General features: G+C 60.8%; 19 protein-coding genes (1 of these 19 running past the window's edge). 8 read left to right on the top strand and 11 right to left on the bottom strand.

What is annotated here, in order from left to right; genetic code table 11:
* The first annotated feature begins 309 nt into the window (after positions 1-309).
* Positions 310-816: an AAA family ATPase gene (locus E5E96_RS07770; RefSeq protein WP_171281873.1), complete on the top strand. Its 507-nt coding sequence runs from the start codon at positions 310-312 to the stop codon at positions 814-816.
* Positions 817-1,307: 491 nt separating this feature from the next.
* Positions 1,308-2,282 carry a hypothetical protein gene (locus E5E96_RS07775; protein WP_171281874.1) on the top strand — a complete coding sequence of 325 codons (975 nt, stop codon included), beginning with the start codon at positions 1,308-1,310 and terminating at the stop codon, positions 2,280-2,282.
* A gap of 79 nt (positions 2,283-2,361) precedes the next feature.
* On the opposite strand, the gene glyS is transcribed toward E5E96_RS07775, so the two are convergent.
* Both glyS and glyQ read right to left on the bottom strand, forming a co-directional pair.
* Positions 2,362-4,431: a glycine--tRNA ligase subunit beta gene (glyS, locus tag E5E96_RS07780; protein WP_171281875.1), complete on the bottom strand. Its 2,070-nt coding sequence runs from the start codon at positions 4,429-4,431 to the stop codon at positions 2,362-2,364.
* 9 nt (positions 4,432-4,440) lie between these two features.
* Complete coding sequence (glyQ, locus tag E5E96_RS07785; protein ID WP_016348984.1) at positions 4,441-5,364, bottom strand: glycine--tRNA ligase subunit alpha; 924 nt, start codon at positions 5,362-5,364, stop codon at positions 4,441-4,443.
* 209 nt (positions 5,365-5,573) lie between these two features.
* Between glyQ and E5E96_RS07790 the strand changes: the two genes are divergently transcribed.
* Positions 5,574-6,155, top strand: coding sequence for a DNA-3-methyladenine glycosylase I (locus tag E5E96_RS07790; RefSeq protein WP_171281876.1), 582 nt, complete (start codon positions 5,574-5,576; stop codon positions 6,153-6,155).
* Between the two features lie 77 nt (positions 6,156-6,232).
* Here the strand turns inward: E5E96_RS07790 and E5E96_RS07795 are convergent, their stop codons facing one another.
* Positions 6,233-8,269 carry a bacteriohemerythrin gene (locus tag E5E96_RS07795; RefSeq protein WP_171281877.1) on the bottom strand — a complete coding sequence of 679 codons (2,037 nt, stop codon included), beginning with the start codon at positions 8,267-8,269 and terminating at the stop codon, positions 6,233-6,235.
* A gap of 252 nt (positions 8,270-8,521) precedes the next feature.
* On the opposite strand from E5E96_RS07795, the gene E5E96_RS07800 reads away from it, so the two are divergent.
* Positions 8,522-9,178: an OmpA family lipoprotein gene (locus E5E96_RS07800; protein WP_011704158.1), complete on the top strand. Its 657-nt coding sequence runs from the start codon at positions 8,522-8,524 to the stop codon at positions 9,176-9,178.
* A gap of 74 nt (positions 9,179-9,252) precedes the next feature.
* Here E5E96_RS07800 and E5E96_RS07805 read toward each other — a convergent pair whose 3' ends face one another.
* The gene (locus E5E96_RS07805) at positions 9,253-9,600 is read right to left on the bottom strand and encodes a RidA family protein (RefSeq protein ID WP_171281878.1); all 348 of its coding nucleotides are present in this window, start codon (positions 9,598-9,600) and stop codon (positions 9,253-9,255) included.
* Between the two features lie 21 nt (positions 9,601-9,621).
* Positions 9,622-9,867 carry a sulfurtransferase TusA gene (gene tusA / locus E5E96_RS07810; RefSeq protein ID WP_005307416.1) on the bottom strand — a complete coding sequence of 82 codons (246 nt, stop codon included), beginning with the start codon at positions 9,865-9,867 and terminating at the stop codon, positions 9,622-9,624.
* 171 nt (positions 9,868-10,038) lie between these two features.
* Between tusA and E5E96_RS07815 the strand changes: the two genes are divergently transcribed.
* On the top strand, positions 10,039-10,230 hold the full coding sequence (locus E5E96_RS07815; protein ID WP_005307420.1) for a hypothetical protein: 192 nt from the start codon (positions 10,039-10,041) through the stop codon (positions 10,228-10,230).
* A 72-nt stretch (positions 10,231-10,302) separates the two neighbouring features.
* Here the strand turns inward: E5E96_RS07815 and E5E96_RS07820 are convergent, their stop codons facing one another.
* The 6 genes from E5E96_RS07820 to E5E96_RS07845 all read right to left on the bottom strand — a co-directional run bounded on the left by E5E96_RS07820 (position 10,303) and on the right by E5E96_RS07845 (position 19,507).
* Positions 10,303-11,541, bottom strand: a complete 1,239-nt coding sequence (locus E5E96_RS07820) for an ABC transporter substrate-binding protein (protein WP_044798828.1) — start codon at positions 11,539-11,541, stop codon at positions 10,303-10,305.
* 4 nt (positions 11,542-11,545) lie between these two features.
* On the bottom strand, positions 11,546-12,991 hold the full coding sequence (locus E5E96_RS07825; protein WP_042064458.1) for an ATP-binding protein: 1,446 nt from the start codon (positions 12,989-12,991) through the stop codon (positions 11,546-11,548).
* Positions 12,988-13,710 (bottom strand): response regulator, encoded by a 723-nt coding sequence (locus tag E5E96_RS07830; protein WP_016348992.1) that lies wholly within the window; start codon positions 13,708-13,710, stop codon positions 12,988-12,990. Before E5E96_RS07830 ends, E5E96_RS07825 begins: the two co-directional genes overlap by 4 nt.
* 324 nt (positions 13,711-14,034) lie before the next feature.
* On the bottom strand, positions 14,035-15,219 hold the full coding sequence (fadA, locus tag E5E96_RS07835; protein ID WP_198913418.1) for an acetyl-CoA C-acyltransferase FadA: 1,185 nt from the start codon (positions 15,217-15,219) through the stop codon (positions 14,035-14,037).
* Positions 15,220-17,367, bottom strand: a complete 2,148-nt coding sequence (gene fadB, locus E5E96_RS07840; protein ID WP_171281879.1) for a fatty acid oxidation complex subunit alpha FadB — start codon at positions 17,365-17,367, stop codon at positions 15,220-15,222.
* A gap of 202 nt (positions 17,368-17,569) precedes the next feature.
* Complete coding sequence (locus E5E96_RS07845; RefSeq protein WP_171281880.1) at positions 17,570-19,507, bottom strand: acetoacetate--CoA ligase; 1,938 nt, start codon at positions 19,505-19,507, stop codon at positions 17,570-17,572.
* A 190-nt stretch (positions 19,508-19,697) separates the two neighbouring features.
* Between E5E96_RS07845 and pepQ the strand changes: the two genes are divergently transcribed.
* The 3 genes in view from pepQ to E5E96_RS07860 are tightly spaced (at most 36 nt apart) and all read left to right on the top strand, a layout consistent with a single transcriptional unit that may run on beyond the window.
* Complete coding sequence (pepQ, locus tag E5E96_RS07850) at positions 19,698-21,020, top strand: Xaa-Pro dipeptidase (RefSeq protein ID WP_011704167.1); 1,323 nt, start codon at positions 19,698-19,700, stop codon at positions 21,018-21,020.
* Positions 21,020-21,637 carry a YigZ family protein gene (locus E5E96_RS07855; protein ID WP_065480299.1) on the top strand — a complete coding sequence of 206 codons (618 nt, stop codon included), beginning with the start codon at positions 21,020-21,022 and terminating at the stop codon, positions 21,635-21,637. Before pepQ ends, E5E96_RS07855 begins: the two co-directional genes overlap by 1 nt.
* Positions 21,638-21,673: 36 nt before the next feature.
* Positions 21,674-21,778, top strand: partial view of a TrkH family potassium uptake protein gene (locus E5E96_RS07860; RefSeq protein ID WP_011704169.1) — the 5' end (the start) only. Its footprint extends 1,353 nt past the window's final position; only the first 105 of its 1,458 coding nucleotides appear in the window; its start codon is at positions 21,674-21,676; its stop codon lies off the right edge, out of view.

The raw sequence follows: 21,778 nt of genomic DNA on the forward strand, positions 1-21,778 counted from the left end.
TTTAATGCTGCATTATTTATTTTTAGGTATGACTTGGTAAAAGCTACAGCTTAATTGATGAGTCACAACAAGAAGAAATGGGGCGTAAAAATATCTTTTTTGGTTATTGCTATCCATCAGCCAGCCTGCATATGAATTTGGATGATCGGTAGAGAGGCAGGCTTATATTCGCGCGTATTCGATGATGGCTGCCGAGCAAGAGAACCCGCTGGCGGGCATATCCCGTGCAGCTTTGAATCAGACGCTGTGGGCGCGATGGCAATCCGATACCCTATGACTCGAGTTCTTCTTTTATCACGGGAATGGAACATGCTGATCATCTTCAGTGGTTTGCCGGGCAGCGGAAAAAGCACTATCGCACGAGCGCTGGCCCAGCGGTTGGGCGCCGTCTACCTGCGCATCGATACCATAGAGCAGGCCATTCGTGCTGCGGAACAGGCGGATAACGAGATGGGGCCGGCCGGTTATTTCGTCGCCTATGGGCTGGCCAGAGAGAACCTGGCACTTGGCTCGATCGTCATCACGGATTCCGTTAACCCCATCCAGCTGACCCGGGATGCTTACCACGATATCGCCCTTTCGGTCGGGGTGCCCTGTCTCGATGTCGAGGTGGTCTGCTCCAATCCGAAGCTGCACCGCGAGCGGGTCGAAAACCGGACGGTGGATATCGAGGGGTTGGCATTGCCGGACTGGCAGGCGGTGATCTATCGCGACTATCAACCCTGGGACAGGGAGCGTTTGGTACTGGATAGCGCCACCCTGTCGGTCACCCAGAGCGTGGAAAAGATTGTCGCTGCATTGGCACAGGAATCGTAGGTTCGATTAGCGGAGCGTAATCGGACGAACGAGAGGCTTTGATTGCGGTTGTTGCCGTGCAACAGAGGCGGCCAGCCGGAGGGAGAAATTCGGCTGGTCGTTATAGCGGGAGAATTGATTTACGCGAACGTCCGATTACGCCTGGCGGCTAATCGAACCTACGAGCTGCCCCCTTCTCCCCTTGCGGGAGAAGGTTTGGGGATGAGGGGGCGTTATGCCAACCCAAGGTCAATGTTGGGCTTCTCGATGTTTGGCACCGACCGGCATGCACCATATCTCACCGCCTCACGTAGGTTCGATTAGCGCAGCGTAATCGGACGCACGAGAGGTTTTGATTGCGGTTGTTGCCGTGCAGCAGGGGGGCCAGCCAGAGGGGGAATTCGGCTGGCCCTTATGGCGGGAGAATCCATTTACGCGAACATCCGATTACGCTTCGCTAATCGAAGCAGTGGGCCTAATATGAAGCTAATTTTCATGTCGGGGCGGTTAAAATGGAAGATAAGATTAAACACTTTCAAAAGAAAAATGCAACTGTATATATTGGATCCAAAAAATATCGCCTTGATTCATTAAAGTACAAGTCTAACGAAGATAAAATAGAATTGATGAGGGCATGGTTTTTTGAAAATTATTCAGACCCTATAGACCTACCATATAATGGCCGTGAAGGTGGCTATCAATATATACATGGTGGTCCATATGATGCAGGTGAAGAGCTATTTGGAATGTTTTCTGAATATGTCGAAGATCGCTTTATTGAAGAGCTTGCTGATGACTTGAACTCTGAAAATTACGAGTGGGGAAGAAACCCAGATAAATCAGACTGGTATTATGAACAGTTCATAGACTTGATGGAAAACCAATATGAAGATATTTATTCTTATGTTAGTCCATTGACGTCTTTTAATGAAAGCATTGGCCATATTAGAGGAATGCTTGAGATTCAGGTTGCTCCAAAAAAAGAGCGATATATGCTTGGCATGCTGCAAGTTAATATTATTACTGCAATGGAAACATATCTGGCTGAAGCTTTTATTTCATCATTAGAGCGGGATTCTCGTTTCATTTTTAATTTTTTGAGCCAAAGTGAAGAATATAAAGGTAAGAACATCCCAATGAGCCGATTATTCTCTTCACCTGCCGAGATAGAAAAACAATTAGAGGAAATAAAAAGAGATATTAAGGCAAGTTTAGTCGATAAATTATGGCATAAACTGAAGTCTATAGCGGTGCCATTGTATAAGATTACATATGGGATAGAGTTTCCAAGAGATATCGGAGTGTTATATAAAGCAGTTTCTCAACGACATGATTGGGTTCATCGAAATGGAAAGGACAGACATGGGGAGCTTTTAGAGATATCAAAAGCAACAATTATTGAATTAATTGAGAAGGTAGAGGAGTTAATACAGGCTATTGATGATCAATTTGACTCCATTCTACCAAATGTGGAACGTGACTTTTAATAACAAGATAAATTAATGACGTATCATAAAAAACGGCGCCTTACGGCGCCGTTCTTAATATCAATCAACCCAACCAATATCACTGCAGCAGAGAGATATCCGCCACTTGCAGGAACAGGTTGCGCAGGTTGTTCAGCAGCGCCAGACGGTTGGCCTTGAGGGCTTCGTCGTCGGCCATCACCATGACTTCGTTGAAGAAGGTGTCGACCGGCTCGCGCAGGGCGGCCAGACGGGTGAGGGCAGCCTGATAGTCACCGGCGGCGAACAGCGGGGCCAGTTCGGCTTGCAGTTCGGCAACCTGGGTGGCCAGCGCCTTCTCGGCGGCATCGACCAGCAGTTCCGGTTTGACGGCAGTCGGCAGCTCACCTTCGACCTTGGCCAGAATGTTGCTCACGCGCTTGTTGGCGGCAGCCAGTGCCAGTGCGGCATCCAGCGTGCGGAAGTGGCTGACGGCCTTGACGCGACGATCGAAGTCGAGCGGACGGGTCGGGCGGCGGGCCAGTACGGCCAGCACCACGTCGGCACCGATACCTTCGTCTTGATAGGCGGCACGGAAGCGGCCCAGCATAAAGTCGACCACGTCGGTGACGACGGTTTGGTTGGTCAGCTTGTCGCCGTAGACGCGTACCGCTTCTTCCACCAGTTCAACCAGATCCAAGTCCAGCTGCTTCTCGGTCATGATGCGCAGGGCACCGATGGCGGCGCGACGCAGGGCGAACGGGTCCTTGTCACCCTTCGGCAGCATGCCGATGCCGAAGATACCGGCCAGGGTGTCGAACTTGTCGGCCAGCGCGACGGCGCAGGCAACCAGACCGGACGGCAGGGCATCGCCGGCAAAGCGCGGCATGTACTGCTCGTTGAGGGCCACGGCCACCGCTTCGTCTTCGCCATCGTGACGGGCGTAGTGCATCCCCATGACACCCTGGGTGTCGGTGAACTCGCCGACCATGTTGGTCATCAGGTCACACTTGGAGAGCAGACCGGCACGCTTGGCCTGAGTGACATCAGCACCGATACGCTCGGCGATAAAGCCGGCGACGGTCTCGATGCGCTCGACCTTGGCCTTGACGGTGCCCAGCTGTTGCTGGAATAGCACGGTTTCAAGGCGCGGCAGGCGGGAGGCCAGGGTCTGCTTGAGGTCGGTCTTGAAGAAGAACTCGGCGTCGGAGAGACGGGGGCGAACCACCTTCTCGTTGCCGCTGATGATCTGGCTCGGGTCTTTCGACTCGATGTTGGTGACGAAGATGAACTTCGGCAGCAGCTTGCCGTTCTTGTCGTAGACCGGGAAGTACTTCTGGTCACCCTTCATGGTGTGAACCAGCGCCTCAGCCGGTACGGCCAGGAACTTCTCTTCGAAGTTGGCGGTCAGCACCACAGGCCACTCGACCAGGGCGGTCACTTCTTCCAGCAGGGCGTCGTCCAGATCGGCCACGCCACCGAAGGCGGCAGCGGCCGCTTCGGCGTCAGCCTTGATCTTGGCCTTGCGCGCCATGAAGTCGGCAATCACCATGCCGCGCTCCTGCAGGATCTGCGGGTACTGGCTGGCGTTGTCGATGGTGAACTCGCTCTCGCCCATAAAGCGGTGACCGCGAAGGGTGCGGGCAGAGTCGATACCCAGAATGGTGGCGGGAACCAGCTCGCCATCCAGCAGCAGGGTCACGGTGAAGACCGGACGCACGAACTGGATGGTCTTGTCGCCCCAGCGCATCATTTTCGGGATCGGCAGCTTGGCCAGCGCTTGGCTAACCAGCTCACCCAGCAGATCGACGGCCGGACGGCCTTCGACCTTGGCGGTGTGAACCAGCCACTCACCCTTGTCGGTGACCAGACGCTCGGCCTGTTCAACGGTGATGCCGTTGCCACGGGCCCAGCCTTCGGCAGCCTTGGTCGGCTTGCCTTCGGCATCGAACGCCTGGGCAACGGCCGGGCCGCGCTTCTCGACGCTCTTGCTCGGCTGTTCGCCAGCCAGCTCGCTCACTTTCAGCGCCAGACGGCGCGGTGAGGCAAACCACTCGACGTCGCCGAAGGCCAGATCGGCCTTGGTCAGTTCGCTTTTGAGGTTGTCGGCAAAGGCTTCGGCCAGGGAGCGCAGGGCTTTGGGCGGCAGCTCAGCAGTACCGATCTCTACCAGAAATGTATGTTGTGCCATGTCCGTTCCTTAACCTTGCTTGTTCTCACTGCGCTGACACATAGGGAAGCCCAGCGCTTCGCGGGAGGCGTAGTATGCCTCTGCCACGGCCTTGGTCAGGGTACGAATGCGCAGGATGTAGCGCTGACGCTCGGTGACCGAGATGGCCTTGCGGGCATCCAGCAGGTTGAAGGAGTGAGCGGCCTTGAGGATGCGCTCGTAGGCGGGCAGCGGCAGCGGTTTTTCCAGTGCCAGCAGGTGCTGGGCTTCCTTCTCGTACTGCTCGAAGCAGTGGAACAGGAACTCCACGTCGGCGTGTTCGAAGTTGTAGGTGGATTGCTCCACTTCGTTCTGGTGGAACACGTCGCCATAGGTGGTCTTGCCCAGCGGGCCGTCAGACCAGACCAGATCGTAGACGCTGTCTACGCCCTGAATGTACATGGCCAGACGCTCGAGACCGTAGGTGATCTCGCCGGTGACCGGCTTGCACTCGAGGCCGCCGACCTGCTGGAAGTAGGTGAACTGGGTCACTTCCATGCCGTTCAGCCACACTTCCCAACCCAGACCCCAGGCCCCTAAGGTCGGGTTTTCCCAGTTGTCTTCCACGAAGCGGATGTCGTGGATTTCAGGATCCATACCCAGCTCTTTCAGGGAGCCCAGATAGAGTTCCTGAATGTTGTCGGGGGAAGGCTTGATGATCACCTGGAACTGATAGTAGTGCTGCAGGCGGTTCGGGTTTTCACCGTAGCGGCCGTCAGTCGGACGGCGGGACGGTTGCACGTAGGCGCAGGCGATGGGCTCGGGGCCCAGGGCGCGCAGGCAGGTCATGGGGTGAGAAGTACCGGCACCCACTTCCATATCCAGCGGCTGAATGATGGTACAGCCCTGGCGGGACCAATAGTCCTGCAGCTGCAGGATCAGGCCCTGAAAGGTTTTGACATCGAATTTTTGCATAATTTTTTTCGCGCGAAATGAAATCAGAGCAAGATTTGCTGAATGTGAACCGAAGGAGTATACCGTCTGGCATGGTCGGATAATAGGCGAAATTACAGCGGATTAATGTGATGGCGCTGCGCCGGGCCTGGGCGGGAGGGGTTCTCGGCACTCCTACGCCCAGGTTGGCATCGACCCCGGGGATTGGATGAAATGACAGGAGAGAGGGAATGGAGTTGCGTTGCGCCTGGGTGACCAAAGACCCGGAATACATCGAATACCATGACAAACAGTGGGGGAGGCCGGTCCATGACTCGCGTGAGCTGTTTGCCAAGCTCTGCCTCGACGGCCAGCAGGCGGGGCTGTCGTGGATCACCATCTTGAAACGCACCGAGAGCTACCATCGCGCCTATGCGGATTTTGATCCGGTGCGCATCGCGCAGTTCGACGAGCACGATGTGGCGCGGCTGATGCAGGATACCGGCATTATCCGCAACCGGCTCAAGGTCCAGTCGATCATCAAAAATGCCCGCGCCTATCTGGCGCTGGAGGCCGAAGGCGTCGACTTTGTCGATTATCTGTGGGGCTTCGTGGGCGGCGCCCCCATCGTCAACCAGCGCCAGGGCAACGGCGACATTCCGGCGACCTCAGCGGAGTCGGATGCCATGTCCAAGGCACTCAAGAAACGCGGCTTCACCTTCGTCGGCAGCACCATCTGCTACGCCTTCATGCAGGCGGTGGGGATGGTGAACGATCATCTGGTGACCTGCCCCTGCCACGCCGAGTGCCAGCAGGGGGTTGTGCGCCAATAAACCGGGCGCAAGGTAAAAGAGAAGGGAGGCTGATGCCTCCCTTTTGCATATCGGCATGGCGTCAGCCATAGGGGTCATCAGGCGATCCCGGCCTGACGCAGCGTGCCTGAGTACTGTTTGTCGACCTTGGAGATGTGGTTGAGCAGCCAGTTCTTGAGAAACACCAGCAGCTCCATGTTGAACTCCTCGTCGTCCGTGCCGTTGCGCTGCATCAGGGTGTCGAGCTCGGCCAGCAGCCGGGCGTGTTCCTGCTTGTGGCGGCGCAGCTCGGGGTAGCCCGCCTGCTCCATCACGCGCTCCTCGTCGGCGAAGTGCTGGGTGGCGAGCTTGAGCAGCTCGTCGAGCCGCTGTTTGCGCTGCTGGGCCGGGCTCTTGTCGAGCACCGCCTGGTAGAGCCGGTTCATCGCCTCGAACAAGCCCAGATGCTGGCTGTCCATGCTGGGCACCTGCACCATGAAGGCCTCGTTCCAGTGCAGCAGCTCTTGATCCTGGCTGGCAGAGCCAGCCTTGCTGACGTCGAACTGATCGCTGATGAGGCCGATCTCCTCGTTGGCCTGGTTCATGTCCCGGGTGTGGCTGCGGCTCTGGCGCGCCAGCTCCAGACATTCGCGGGCAATGCTGGCGACCTCCATCACATTGCGGTTGGTCTCTTCGGTGACCTGGGCCTGCTGGCCGGCGGCGGTGGCGATGTGGCCGTTCATGTCGTTGACCCGGGTGATGGCTTCGACGATGGCGGTCAGGGTCTCGCCGGTGCCCGCCGCTTGGCTGACCGCCTGTTCGCTTACGTTGCGGGTGGTGTGCATGGTGGTCACCGCATGGCGGGTATTGTGCTGCAGCGTCTCTATACGCTGCTGGATGTCGACGGTGGCGGCCTGAGTGCGGGTCGCCAGCTGGCGCACCTCGTCGGCCACCACCGCGAAGCCGCGGCCCTGCTCACCGGCCCGGGCCGCTTCGATGGCGGCGTTGAGCGCCAGCAAATTGGTCTGTTCCGAGATGGTGCGGATCACCTGCAGGATGTTGCCGATCTGGGTGCTCTCCTGATCCAGCTGGGTCACTTCCCCGGCGGATTGCTCGATGTGGTCGGCCACCTGCCGGATCAGGGAGATGGTCTGGCTCACCTGCCGCTGGCCGTCGTGGGCCTGCTGCTGGGTGAGCAGGGTATCCTGGCTGGCCTGCTCGGTGTTGTGCTCGATGTTGTGGACGGTGGCGGTCATCTCGTTGATGGCGGTCGCCAGCATGTCGGTGTTCTGCTGGGCCTGTTGCATGCTGCTGAGGGTGCTGCCGGAGTGCGACATCAGCAGGGCCATCTTGTCGTGGGTCTTGCGCGAAACCTGCTGCACCGTACCGATCAGGCTGTCGATATTGCCGAGGAAGCGGTTGAACACCTCCGCCAGATAGGCGAACTCGTCCTTGCCCTGGCTGTGCAGCCGGAAGGTGAGGTTGTGGCTGTGGTTGGCCAGTTCGACCAGCTGACCCATCAGATGTTGCAGCGGGCCGACGGTCTTGAAGTAGATGAGCAGCAGCATCAACAGGATGATGGCCAGGCTGACGGCCAACTGCAGCATGTCCTGATGCTGCAGGGCCTCGCTCTGGCCGCGGATATCCTGCTCCCGCTGCTGGAACTGGTGTTGCTGCTGTTCCAGCACCGCTTCGACCTGGCTGGCGATGTTGTCGGTGAGGGCGTCAAACCCTTCGGTCGGCTGCTTCATCAGCTGGTTGCCGGCCTCGCGCCCCTCCTTCAGATAGATGTCTACCATCCGCTTGCCGATCTCCAGCTGGCGGGCCAGCAGCGGGGTGAGCGGCGCTTTCAGCTGCGGCAGCCGCTCCAGCAACTGGCGGGCCGCCTGGGCGTGCTGTTCGGCCTCGCCGATGGAGTCCATCTCGCCGGAGACGGCGGCATCGGTCAGGAACTGCTGGACCTGGGTGGTGTGATAACGCAGCTCCTGCAGGGCTATCTGCTCGTTGGCACTGACGATGAGCTGGTTGGGCAGCTCACCGAGGCGGGCGGTCAGGCTGCTGCGCCAGAGCCCGGCCAGCGCCATGGTGATCAGAATGATGAGGCTGGCACTCAACAGCAGGTGCCGGATCGAGACGTTGCGAAGCAGTGCGGACATGAGAGACCTCTGAGCACTATTGATGGTGCATTCAATAGTAGCCAAAGGGGGCGCATTTTGGTCCGTTGCACAAGGAGATAGGTCACAGTTGCGAGCTTGATCCGGTTACCGGTTCAGGCGGCATCCAGCCGGCCTGCGGATACTGGGGGGTGGGCAGAGAGGAGCGTGATGTTGATAACGTCACACCTTGGCACAGCTCTGGGGTAGAATGCGCCCTCTTTGGATTTGAGTCGGTTTTTTTAGAGGTTTTTCATGCATTTCAAGACACTTGTTCCTGCCGTTGCCCTGCTCGTAGCCCTGACCGGCTGTACCACCAACCCCTACACTGGCGAATCCCAGACCTCCAAGGGCGCCTGGGGCGCGCTGGCTGGCGCGGCCACTGGCGCTGCCGTGGGCGCGCTCTCCTCCAGCAAGGGTGACCGCAAGAAGGGGATCCTGACCGGCGTGGCCGCCGGCGCCGCGCTGGGCGGTGGTATCGGCTACTACATGGACGTGCAGGAAGCCAAGCTGCGCGAGAAGCTGCAGGGCACCGGTGTCAGCGTGACCCGCAACGGTGACCAGCTGATCCTCAACATGCCGAACAATGTCACCTTCGACAGCTCCAGCGCCCAGCTGAAAGCGGCCGGTGCCAACACCCTGTCCGGCGTGGCCATGGTGGTCGGTGAGTTCGACAAGACCCGCCTGAACGTGGTCGGTCACACCGACAGCACCGGTTCCCGCGAGCTGAACATGAAGCTCTCCGCCCAGCGCGCCGATGCCGTCGCCGCCCAGTTGATCGGCCAGGGTGTGACTGGCAGCCGTATCTCCACCAGCGGCGTGGGCCCGGATCAGCCGGTTGCCACCAACAGCACCGCCGAAGGCAAGGCCCAGAACCGTCGGGTGACCATCACCTTGACCCCGACCGCCTAAGCGGTCTGGTTCGCAGCCATGAAAAAGGCCCCGCTAGCGATGGCGGGGCCTTTTGTTATCCGGCGTTGCGGGCTTTAGACGGCGGCAGTCAGCTGCACTTCCACCTTGTAGCCTTCGTGGGCGAGGCGGGCCTGTACGCAGGCTCTAACCGGCGCGGTGCCAGCCGGGATCCAGGCATCCCACTGCTCGTTGAAGGCCGCGATGTCCGCAATGTCCTTGAGATAGACGTTGGCCATCAGGATCTTGTCGACGCCGGAGCCGTTGGCTTCCAGCAGGCGCTGCAGGCTTGCCAGTACTTCACGGGTCTGCTGGTGAATATCGGCGGTGTCAGTGGCGGGCACTTCCACCACGTAGAGGGTGCCGTTGTGAATGACCACGTCAGACCAACGCTGGGTGGTGCCGATTCGGGTAATGGCTGGCATGGATTGCTCCGGTGTTGGGGCTTACTGACCCTTGCGGATCAGATAGCGGTAAGGGGCCTGCTCTGTCTCGCTGGCGACCAGGGTGTGATCCATGAAGCGGCAGAAACTGGGGATGTCGCGGGTGGTTGAGGGGTCGTCGGCACTGACCAGCAGGGTCTCCCCGTCAGCCATCAACCGCACTTTTTTACGAACCATCATTACTGGCTCGGGGCAACGAAGCCCGATTGCATCCAACTCGTGAGTCGCGTCGCAGAATAAAGCACTCATCAATAATCAACCTTCAACCAAATCAGCTGCCAATGATACTCACGGCGAAAAAATAATCAAACCACTCCGGCAACTGGCAGCATATGTAACCAAAGTGTTATCTGGGCCTACCCACTCACCGCCGTATGAGTAATATAAAAATTGAACCATATTCAACAAGGAGGTGTGAATATGCAGGTCTCCTACGGCAGATTACAAGCCTACGCAGGCATGGGGTTCTTGTCTTTCGCCATGATAGTGATGGGCAGCCCGATCGGTAACACCGGCACCTGGTTCGGTTCCATGGTGATGATCGGACTGGGGCTCTGGATCGAGCTCAGCGATTACTACGACGAGGATGAGGACGAAAACGATCAATCCTGACCCCAATACTTTCACAACGACAAAGGCGGATATTTCATCCGCCTTTGTCGTTTCTGGCCGCCGCGAAAAGCGTCAGCGGGTCGAGCGCATCGCCCGCTCCAGATGCAGTGCCGTCTGTTGCGGGTTGGCTCTGGGGTCGTTGAAGAAGTTGCTCAGCACATCCATGATCGCCTGGCGCATGTTGGTCGGCGTCGCCATCCCTTCCGCCATGCTGGGCAGCAGGTTGCCCTCCCGCTCCGCCAGCAGAAAATCCTGATAGGAGCGGATGGCGCAGCGGTCGAACTTGCTCATGTCCGGCTTGGTCAGTGCCGGGATCGAGCCTTTCACCCGGTTGAACTCCTGCTGGAAGCGCGGCGTCATCAGCAACTGGGCCAGCTCGCCCTGGGCCTGCAGCTGGGCGGGATCCCGCTGCTTGAACATGGCGATGGAGTCGAGGTTGTAGCTGAACAGGTTGGCACTGCCGGGGCTCGGCAGGCACTCGATATCCTCGCCGGGTCGGTAGTTGCCGGCGCTCAGTTCGCCCTTCACCCAGTCCCCCATGATCTGCATGGCGGCGCCGCCGCTCTCCAGCAGGTTGGTGGCCTGGTGCCACTTCAGGCCGGCGTATTTCTCCGGCACATAGCCGCGCAGCTGCTGAAAGCGGGTCAGCACCCGCACCATGTCGGGGCCGGTCAGGGTGGCGCTGTCCTGTTCCACGAAGGCTTTGCGGTAGAACGCCTTGCCCCCTTCGCCGAGTGCCACCGTTTCGAACAGCACCGCCAGCTGCCAGGGCTCGTTGCCGATGGCGAGCGGGGTGATCCCTTGCTGCTTGAGCCGATCGGCCACGGTCACGAACTGGGCCCAGCTGGTGGGCGGGGTCAGCTTGTTGCGCTCGAAGATCTTGCGGTTGAGCCACAGCCAGTTGACCCGGTGGATGCCGGTCGGCACCGCCATCAGGGCGCCGTTCTGGCTGAGGGTCTCCCGCACCATGGGCGGCAGCTGGGGATACCAGCCGAGGTGTTCGGCCATGGGGGTGAGGTCGCGCAGGAAGCCGAGTCCAGCCCATTCCCGCAACTCGAACCCCTTGAGGTGGGCCGCCTCCGGCGGATTGGCCGCCAGTGCCCGGCTTTTCAGCACCGTCATGGCGCTCTTGCCGCCGCCGCCCTGCACCGCGAAGTCGTTCCACTGGTTGCCCTGCTCGGTCCACTCGGACTTGAGCACTTCCACCGCCCTGGCCTCGCCGCCAGAGGTCCACCAGTGCAGTACCTCCACCTGAGAGGCGCCTACAGGCAGGGAGAGCAGGGCGATGACAGAAAAAGACAACCACTTCATAAGGTTACTGCCTTGGTAGGGAGAGGGTGGCCTGCAGGCCGCCCTGCGGACGATTTTCCAGCACCAGGTCGCCGCCGTGGGCGTGGGCTATGTTGCGGGCAATACCCAGACCCAGACCGGTGCCGGCCAGATCCGTGCTGAGCCGATAGTAGGGCTCGAAGATGCGTTCGAACTGATCCTCCGGCAGGCCGGGACCCTCGTCCATGATGAACAGGATCAGCATCTCCTCGTCGTCCATGATGATGATGCGCACCCGTTGGCCGTACTTGATGCCGTTGTCCACCAGGTTGCCGATGCAGCGCTTGAGGGCCAGCGGCTTGCCACGGTAGGGCTGCTTGCAGTGACCTTCGATGGTCAGCCGCTCGTCGTGCAGGTTCATGGCTTCCGCCATCTGCTCCAGCATGGCGTCGATGTCGAGCTGCTCGATGTTCTCGTGGATGTCGGTGTCTTTCACCGTCTGTAGCGCCCCCTTCACCATCAGCTCCAGCTCGTCCAGGTCCTTGTTGAACTTGGCGATCTGCTGCTCGTCGTCGAGCAGTTCGACCCGCAGCCGCAGCCGGGTGATAGGGGTCTTGAGGTCGTGGGAAATCGAGCTGAACAGCCGCTCTCTATCGTCGATATAGCGGCGGATGCGGTGCTGCATGATGTTGAAGGCGCGGGTGGCCGCCACGATCTCGGAGGCCCCCTCCTCTTTCAGCGAGGGCTGGTCGATGTCCTTGCCGAGGTTGACCGCCGCCTTGGCCAGCCGGCGCAGCGGCCGGGTCTGCCAGCGCACCAGCAGGAAGGTGAAGAAGCAGAGGAACACCGTCATCAGGGCGATGAAGCGCACCTGGTTGCTGGGCATGACGGTATCGTCGAGCGTCATGTAGGGGGCCGGCAGCAGGGCCGCCAGATAGAGCCACTCACCCGGCTCTATTTCGATCTGGGTCACCAGCACAGGTGGATTGATCGGCTCCAGCGACAGGGTGTAACGGGCCCAGGAGGAGGGCAGATCCGCCAGCAGGGTGTCGTTGTTGAAGACGTGCAGCTCTTCGGGGCGCGAGAAATCCACCTTGATCGCCATGGCGTCGGAGAGCTTGCGGGTCAGTACCCCCTGCACCTCCTTGAGCACCAGCGTCTTGCGCTCGCTGTCGGGGATGGCGCTGATGTGGATCTCCTCCTCGTTCAGCGACACGAAGAAGCGGCTGCCACCCATGTTGCGCAGCTGGTCCAGCGCGATGTGGCGGTACTGCAGCGGCAGGGATTTGAAGAAGTTGACGGTGGAGGCGGCCGACAGTGCCAGGTTGCGGGTGGTGCTGAGCATGCCTTCCAGCTCCCGCTTCTGGATCTGCTGCATCCAGATGCCGGTGAGTATGGTCTGGGAGAGCAGGATCGCCAGCAGCAACAGCAGCAGCATCCGCGACAGCAGGGAACGGGGCACCAGCGCCCGCCAGAACCACCTGGTACTCATGGGATCTCGTGCACCTCGGCGATCAGCATGTAGCCACTGCCGCGAATGGTCTTGATGATGCGCGGACTCTTGCCGTTGTCGCCCAGCTTCTGGCGCAAGCGGCTGATCTGCACGTCGATGCCGCGCTCCATCGGCAGGCTCTCGCGACCGCGGGTGGCGTCCGAGATGGTATCCCGGTCCAGCACCACGCCGGGCTGTTGCAGGAACATGCCGAGCAGCAGGGCATCGCTGCCGGAGAGGTCCAGCAGGCTGCCGTCCTCGTGGGTCAGCTGGTGGCTCAGGGTATCCAGGGTCCACTCGGCGAAGCGCAACCGGCGGCTCGGTTCTTTCTCTTTCTCCGGCTGGCGGAATTCGGCGCGACGCAGCAGCGCCTTGATGCGGGCCTGCAGCTCGCGCGGGCTGAATGGTTTGGCGATGTAGTCATCGGCACCGAGCTCGAGGCCGATCACCCGGTCCGCTTCGTCGGAGGCGGCGGTCAGCATGATGATGGGCACCTGGGAGTCGCGACGGATCTGCTGGCAGAGGGTAAAACCGTCGTCGCCCGGCATCATGATATCGAGAATGATGAGGTCCGGGTTGTGCTGGGCGAGCTGCTTGCGCATCTCGTTGCCCTCCGCTGCGGTCAATACCTCGAAGCCGGCCCTGGTCAGGTATTCGTTGAGCAGCTCGCGGATCTCTTGGTCGTCGTCGACGATCAGCAGTTGTTTGCTCGTTGACATATGTATGTGCATCCACCCATTTTTTTGTGCAGATTGAACCTGTCAGGGGCGCAAAAAGCAAGCAAGCCCCCCATCTAATGTGAGGTTATGGGCAATATCCTCCCATATCCTGCCGTGCAAATAAAAAAGGCCGACCCAAACGGGCCGGCCAATACGCAGATTCCGACGGCAAAAGTGCACCCCGTGTGGCGCACTCCACAGACTCGATGACGGGTCGGGCAGACCGACCCCAAAACCGGTGACAGGAGCCCGCTTCGCCGGGAAGCATGAGCGCGCTCCTCTCTGTCAATCCAGCCCCGACCGGCGAACCGGCCGGGGTGCTACTTACACTCGTTCGAACACGGTGGCGATGCCCTGACCCAGGCCGATGCACATGGTGGCAACCCCCAGGGTGGCGTCCTTCTCTTCCATCAGGTTGAGCAGGGTGGTGGAGATGCGGGCGCCGGAGCAGCCGAGCGGGTGACCCAGGGCGATGGCGCCGCCGTTCAGGTTCACCTTCTCGTCCACCACGTCTTGCAGACCCAGATCCTTCACGCAGGGCAGGGACTGGGCGGCAAACGCCTCGTTCAGCTCGAACAGGTCGATGTCGCCGATGGTCAGGCCGGCCCGTTTGAGCGCCTTCTGGGTGGCCGGCACCGGGCCGTAACCCATGATGGCGGCATCGCAGCCGGCGACGGCCATGGCGCGCACGCGGGCACGCGGGGTGAGGCCGAGCGCCTTAGCGCGATCCGCACTCATCACCAGCATGGCGGCGGCGCCATCGGACAGGGCCGACGAGGTGCCGGCGGTGACGGTACCGTTGACCGGGTCGAACACCGGGCGCAGCTGGCTCAGGGTTTCCACCGTGGTCTCGGGGCGGATCACCTCGTCATAGTCGTAGAAGAAGCGGGCGCCGCTGGCGTCATGGCCTTCCAGCCCGACGATCTCCTTGGCGAAACGGCCTTCCACGGTGGCGGCGTGAGCGCGGCGATGGGAGCGGGCGGCAAACTCGTCCTGCTGCTGACGACTGATGCCGTGCAGCTTGCCGAGCATCTCGGCGGTCAGCCCCATCATGCCGGAGGCTTTCGCCACCGACTTGGCCATGCCGGGATGGAAGTCCACCCCGTGGCTCATCGGCACGTGGCCCATGTGCTCGACGCCGCCGATGATGAAGATATCCCCATCACCTACCTGAATGGCACGGGAGGCATCGTGCAGCGCCTGCATGCTGGAGCCGCACAGGCGGTTGACGGTGACCGCCCCCACCTGCTTGGGAATGCCGGCCAGCAGCGCGGCGTTGCGGGCAATGTTGAAGCCCTGCTCCAGGGTCTGCTGCACGCAGCCCCAGTAGATATCCTCGATCTCGTTCGGGTCGAGGTTGGGGTTGCGCAGCAGGATGGATTTCATCAGGTGCGCGGACAAGTCTTCTGCACGCACGTTGCGGAAGGCGCCGCCCTTGGACCGGCCCATCGGGGTCCGGATACAGTCGACAATGACTACGTCTTTCATGAATGGATCTCCTTTCCGCAATCAGTAGAAGGTTTTGCCCTGGGCGGCCATCTCACGCAGCTTGTCGCTGACGCGGTAGAGCGGGCCCAAGTCGGCATACTGGTCGGCCATGGCCACGTAGCGATCCAGACCAATGGTGTCCAGATAGCGGAACACGCCGCCGCGGAAGGGAGGGAAGCCCAGACCGTAGACCAGCGCGATGTCGGCTTCGGCCGGCGTGGCGACTATGCCCTCTTCCAGACAGAGCACCACCTCGTTGATCATCGGGATCATCATGCGGGCGATGATGGCGTCCTTGTCGAAATCCTGTTTCGGCTTGGCGATGGGGGCCAGCAGCTCGTAACTGGCGGCGTCGGCCACCTTCTTCGGCTTGCCCTTCTTGTCCTGCTCGTAGGCGTAGAAGCCCTTGCCGTTCTTCTGACCGAAGCGATTCACTTCGTACATCACGTCGATGGCGGTGCGACCTTCCTTGCTCATGCGAGCCGGGAAGCCCTGCGCCATCACGTCACCGGCATGGTGGCCGGTGTCGATGCCGACCACGTCCAGCAGGTAGGCGGGGCCCATCGGCCAGCCAAACTCTTTCTCCATTACCTTGTCGACGGCGGCGAAGTCGGCGCCATCGGCGACCAGCTTGTTGAAGCCGAAGAAGTAGGGGAACAACACGCGGTTGACGAAGAAGCCCGGGCAGTCGTTGACCACCACCGGGGACTTGCCCATGGCGGCAGCGTAGGCCACCACGCGGTTGATGGTTTCATCGGAGGTCTGCTCGCCGCGGATGATCTCCACCAGCGGCATGCGGTGCACCGGGTTGAAGAAGTGCATGCCGCAGAAGTTCTGCGGGCGCTTCAGTCCCTTGGCCAGCAGGGAGATGGGGATGGTGGAGGTGTTGCTGGCGAGCACGGCGTCTTCGCCGATGATCCCTTCCACTTCGCCCAGTACGGCGGCTTTCACTTTCGGGTTCTCGACCACGGCTTCGACCACCACATCCACATGCTTGACGTTGTCATAGCTGAGGGTCGGGGTGATGGCGGAGAGCACCTGGCCCATCTTGATGCCGTCGATGCGGCCCTTTTCGAGCTGGCCGTTGAGCAGCTTGGTGGCCTCATTCATGCCAAGCGCCAGCGCCTTCTCGTTGATGTCCTTCATCACCGCCGGGATACCCTTGCTGGCGGATTGGTAGGCGATGCCGCCCCCCATGATGCCGGCACCCAGTACGGCGGCGTGGCTAGTGGCCTTAGCTGTCTGCTTGGCAGCCTTCTTGGCAAGCGCCTTGATGTGCTGATCGTTGAGGAAGATACCGACCAGCGCTTTGGCGACATCGGTCTTGGCCAGCTTGATGAAGCCTTGTGCCTCGACGGCCAACGCCTCGTCACGGCTCATGCCGGCAGCGGCTTCGACGGTTTTCACCGCCGTCATCGGCGCCGGATAGTGTTTGCCCGCCACGGCGGCAACCATGCCGGCGGCGGTGGTGAAGCTCATCATGGCTTCCAGTTTGGAGAGGCGCAGCGGGGCTTTCTTGGCGGCGCGGCGGCCCTGCCAGTCCAGCTTGCCTTTGATCGCGTCCTTGATCATCTGCACCGCAGCGCTCTGCAGCGCCTCTGGCGCGACCACGGCGTCGATGGCGCCCACCTTGAGGGCGTCATCGGCACGGTAATCTTTGCCGGTGGTGATCCACTCCAGCGCGTTGTCGGCGCCGATCACCCGCGGCAGACGGACGGTGCCGCCAAAGCCGGGCATGATGCCGAGCTTGGTCTCGGGCAGGCCGATTTTGGCGCTGGTGTCAGCCAGCCGGAAGTCGGTGGAGAGAATGGTCTCGCAGCCGCCGCCCAGGGCGTGGCCCTTGATGGCACAGAGGGTCGGCACCGGCAGATCTTCGATGGCGCTGAAGATGTCGTTGGCCTTTTTCAGCCAGCCGAGCAGATCAGCCTGCGGCAGATCGAACAGTTCCAGGAATTCGGTAATGTCGGCGCCGACGATGAAGGCGTCTTTGCCGGAGGTGAGGATCAGACCTTTTAGTTCACGTTCTTGTTGTAATGCGGCGATCGCTTCGCTCAGGGAGAGCAGGGTAGCGCGATCCAGCTTGTTGACTGAACCCGGAGCATCGAACCTCAGCTCGGCAATGCCGTCTTCGAGGTAGCTGACCGTCAGGGTTTCGCCTTGGTAGATCATGAGAGTGTCTCCTTGTTCCCACATGGTGGGGGGTGGTGCTCCTTTATCCCCAGCAGGGGGCGAGGCTCACTATTGATCCAAAAGAAGACAATTTCAACACCTATTTAAAACATTCGTTTAACAGATCTCGAGTAAAAGCTCGCCTCAGATTAACAACCAAAATAAAGGCGTCTGATGACGCCTTTATTAACCTTGTGTGGCCTCAGCTGGCCAGCTCGGGCCGGTCGCGATACTGGCTCAGCACCTCGGGGTCGGCGAGGGCGTGGGTGTTGTTGACGGGCCGGTTGTGCACCACTTCCCGCACCGCCAGCTCCACTATCTTGCCGGACTTGGTGCGCGGAATGGCGTCCACCTGCAGGATGCGGGTCGGCACGTGACGGGCGGTGCAGTGCTGGCGCACCTGCTGGCGGATGCGCTCGCGCAGCGCTTCGTCCAGCATGAGGCCTGGCTTGAGCTTGACGAACAGCACCACCCGCTCGTCCTGTTGCCACTGCTGGCCGATGACGATGCTCTCTTCTACTTCCTCCAGCTGCTCGACGTAGCGGTAAATCTCACTGGTGCCGATGCGCACGCCGCCCGGGTTGAGGGTGGCGTCGGAGCGACCGTAGAACAGGATGCCGCCGGTCGGGGTCAGCTCGATCCAGTCGCCATGGCACCAGATGTTGTCGAACCGTTCGAAATAGGCGGCGTGGTATTTGTCGCCGCTGGCGTCCCCCCAAAAGCCGATGGGTTGGGCCGGGAAGGGTTTGGTACAGACCAGCTCGCCCTTTTCCCCCTGCACCGGCTGGCCCGCTTCGTTGAACACCTGCACCGCGAGGCCGAGGCCGCGTCCCTGGCTCTCGCCGCGGTAGACGGGGCTGATGGGGTTGCCGATGACGAAGCAGGAGCAGATGTCGGTGCCGCCCGAGATGGAGCTGAGCTGCACATCCTGCTTGATCTGCTGATAGACGTAATCGAACCCCTCCGGCGACAGCACGGAGCCGGTGCTGCAGATCAGCCGCAACTGCGGCAGCTGGTGAGTCTTGATGGGGGCATAGCCCTGCTTGTGCAGCGCATCCAGGTATTTGGCCGAGGTGCCGAACAGGGCGACCTCTTCGTCGCGGGCGAGGTCCCACAATACGTTGCCGTCCGGGTAGAAGGGAGAGCCGTCGTAGAGCACCAGAGTGGCGCCGGAGGCGAGGGCGCTCACCAGCCAGTTCCACATCATCCAGCCGCAGGTGGTGAAGTAGAAGATGCGCTCCCCCGGCTTGATGTCGCAGTGCAGCTGGTGTTCTTTCAGATGTTGCAGCAGGGTGCCGCCGATGCCGTGCACGATGCACTTGGGCTTGCCGGTGGTGCCGGACGAATAGAGGATGTAGAGCGGGTCATTGAAGGCCATGGGCTCGAACTGCAGGCTGGCATCCGGCTGGCCGGTCAGGATCTGGCGCCAGTCGTGGCCAAGCTGCAGGGGATGGTCCAGCAGGGGGATCATGACCGTCTGCTCTATGCTGTCGATCTGGCTGACGACCCCCGCCACTTTGTCCTGAATGTCGATGGGCTTGCCGTTGTAGCGATAGCCATCCACCGCAAACAGCACTCGCGGCCGGGTCTGGCCGAAGCGCTCCACCACGCTGGCTTCGCCGAAATCGGGGCTGGTGGAGGTCCAGATCGCTCCCAGGCTGGTGGTCGCCAGCATGGCCACCACGGTTTCCGGGATATTGGGCAGGTAGGCCGCCACCACGTCGCCCCGGCCGATGCCCTGGCCACGCAGCCACTGGGCCAGCCTGGCGACCTGATCCGCCAGCTCGCGCCAGCTCAAGGTGTGGCTGGGGCTACCCTCGATGCGGGAGATGATGGCCGGCGTGTCATCCTGGCGGCGCAGCAGGTTTTCGGCGAAGTTGAGTCGGCTGTCGGGGAACCAGCGGGTGCGCTGCATCTCCTGGCGGTTCTCCGCCACTATGTTGCCGAGCTCGCCCTTGACGCCGCAGTGCTGCCACACCAGCGGCCAGAAACGGGTTGTCTTCTCCACCGACCACTGGTAGAGCTGGGCGTAGCTGTGCAGCTGCAGGCCGTGGAAGCGGTTGACCTCGGCCATGAAGTGCTGGAGGTTGGATTGCTGAATCCGCTCCTGATCCGGTTGCCACAGGCAAAGGTTGTGCATGAGTAGTCCCTGACTGCATGTATCTACCGGCAGTGTATTGAATTGTTTTTTATTTGTTAATGGTTGGTTTTTGTTTCATAACAAAAGCCTTGTAACGTATGCGTTACCTCACGAAGCGATTGCTTGACGGTTCGAGCCTTGATTCGCTTGATGTTATGCTGAAACCACATTTCTCCCGGAGCAGGACGCCATGAGCAGCTATAGCCAACTTTTTGCCCAGCACCTCGACACCTTGCAGCAGCGCACCCGCGACATACTGCAACAGCAGGGACTGAGCGGTCTGGCCATCCACTCCGGCCAGACCCACCGCATCTTCCTCGATGACCAGGATTACCCCTTCAAGGTGAACCCCCAGTTCAAGGCCTGGTTGCCTGTGCTGGACAATCCCCACTGCTGGTTGCTGGTGGACGGCGTGAACAAGCCGGTGCTGCTGTTCTACCGGCCGGTGGATTTCTGGCACAAGGTGGCGGAGCTGCCCAACGCCTTCTGGGTCGATTTCTTCGATATCCGCTTCCTGACCCGCCCGGAGCAGGTGGCCGATCACCTGCCGGCCAACAAGCAGGAGTGGGCCTATCTGGGCGGCCACCTGGAGGTGGCCGAGCTGCTGGGGCTGGGCCAGCCCAATCCGGAGGCGGTGCTCAACTATCTGCATTATCATCGCGCCTACAAGACAGCCTACGAGCTGGAATGCCTGCGCGATGCCAACCGCATCGGGGTACGCGGCCACATTGCGGCCAAGGACTCCTTCATGGCGGGGGCGAGCGAGTTCGAGATCAACCTGGCCTACATGAAGGCGGTCGGGCAGGGGGCCAATGAGGCGCCCTACGGCAATATCGTCGCCATCAACCGTAATGCGGCCATCCTGCACTACACCCACCTCTCCGCTCAGCGGGTGCCCGATGCGGAGCGGTACTCCTTCCTCATCGATGCCGGCGTGGATGTGCACGGCTATGCCTCCGACATCACCCGGACCTGGGCCTGGCGCCGCGGTGAGTTTGCCGATCTGATTGCGGCGCTGGATGCCCAGCAGCAGGAGATCATCGAGGAGATCAAGCCGGGTCGCCGTTACAGCGAGCTGCATCTGCAGATGCACCACCGACTGGCGCGCCTGCTGCAAGCCACCGAGCTGGTGGACATGTCGGTGGACGAAATGATCCATACCGGGGTGACCAACGTCTTCTTCCCCCACGGTCTCGGCCACTTCCTCGGCTTGCAGGTACACGATGCCGGCGGCTTCATGCAGGATGAGCGCGGTACTCACCTGTCGGCCCCCGAACAGTTCCCCTATCTGCGCTGCACCCGGGTGATGGAAGTGGGCCAGGTGTTCACCATCGAGCCGGGTCTCTACTTCATCGACAGCCTGCTGGAGCCGCTGCGCCTCGGTGAACAGGGCAAACGGGTCAACTGGAACAAGGTCGAGGCGCTGCGCCCCTATGGCGGCATCCGCATCGAAGACAACGTGGTGCTGCACGCCAACGGGGTAGAAAACCTGACCAGACAAGCAGGGCTCTGATGGCGGCAGACTATTCCATACCGGCTGCACCGCTGGAGGTGAGTGAGGAGATCAAGAAGAGCCGCTTCATCACGTATATTGCCCACACGCCGACCGTAGAGGCTGCCAAAGCCTGGATCGGCGAGATAAAACAGCAACATCCCGGGGCCCGGCATCACTGCTGGGCCTTTGTCGCCGGTGCCCCGCAGGACAGTCAGGTGTACGGTTTCAGCGATGACGGCGAGCCCTCGGGCACCGCCGGCAAGCCCATGCTGGCCCAGCTGATGGGGGCCGGTCTCGGGGAGATCGCCGCCGTGGTGGTGCGCTATTACGGTGGGGTACTGCTGGGCACCGGCGGCCTGGTCAAGGCCTATGGCGGTGGCGTGGGCGCCGCCCTCAAGCAGCTCGAAACCCGTATCAAGCGCCAGCAGGCTACCTCCCTCATCCAGTGCGACTATACCGACATGGGCGCGGTGGAGGCGCTGATCCAGGCGCATCAGGGTCAGTTGCTGGCGGCCGATTACGGCGCCAGCGTCACCCTGCAGGTGGCGTGGGAAGCCGCTGTTTGGAGCCGAATCGCACAGGAATTGACCGACCGAACCCAGGGTCGGGTATCCCTTCGTCCCTTAGATGGCTAGAATCCATCGCTCTTTTAGTCTGAAGAGGGAGCCGGAATGCAGATTCTGAGCATCATTCGTATCGTTGGCCTGCTGGTCGCGCTGTTCAGTTCGACCATGTTGCTGCCCGCGCTGGTCGCCTTTGGCTATCGTGATGGCGGT

This window comes from Aeromonas sp. 1805, assembly GCF_013085525.1.
GTDB lineage: Bacteria > Pseudomonadota > Gammaproteobacteria > Enterobacterales > Aeromonadaceae > Aeromonas > Aeromonas hydrophila.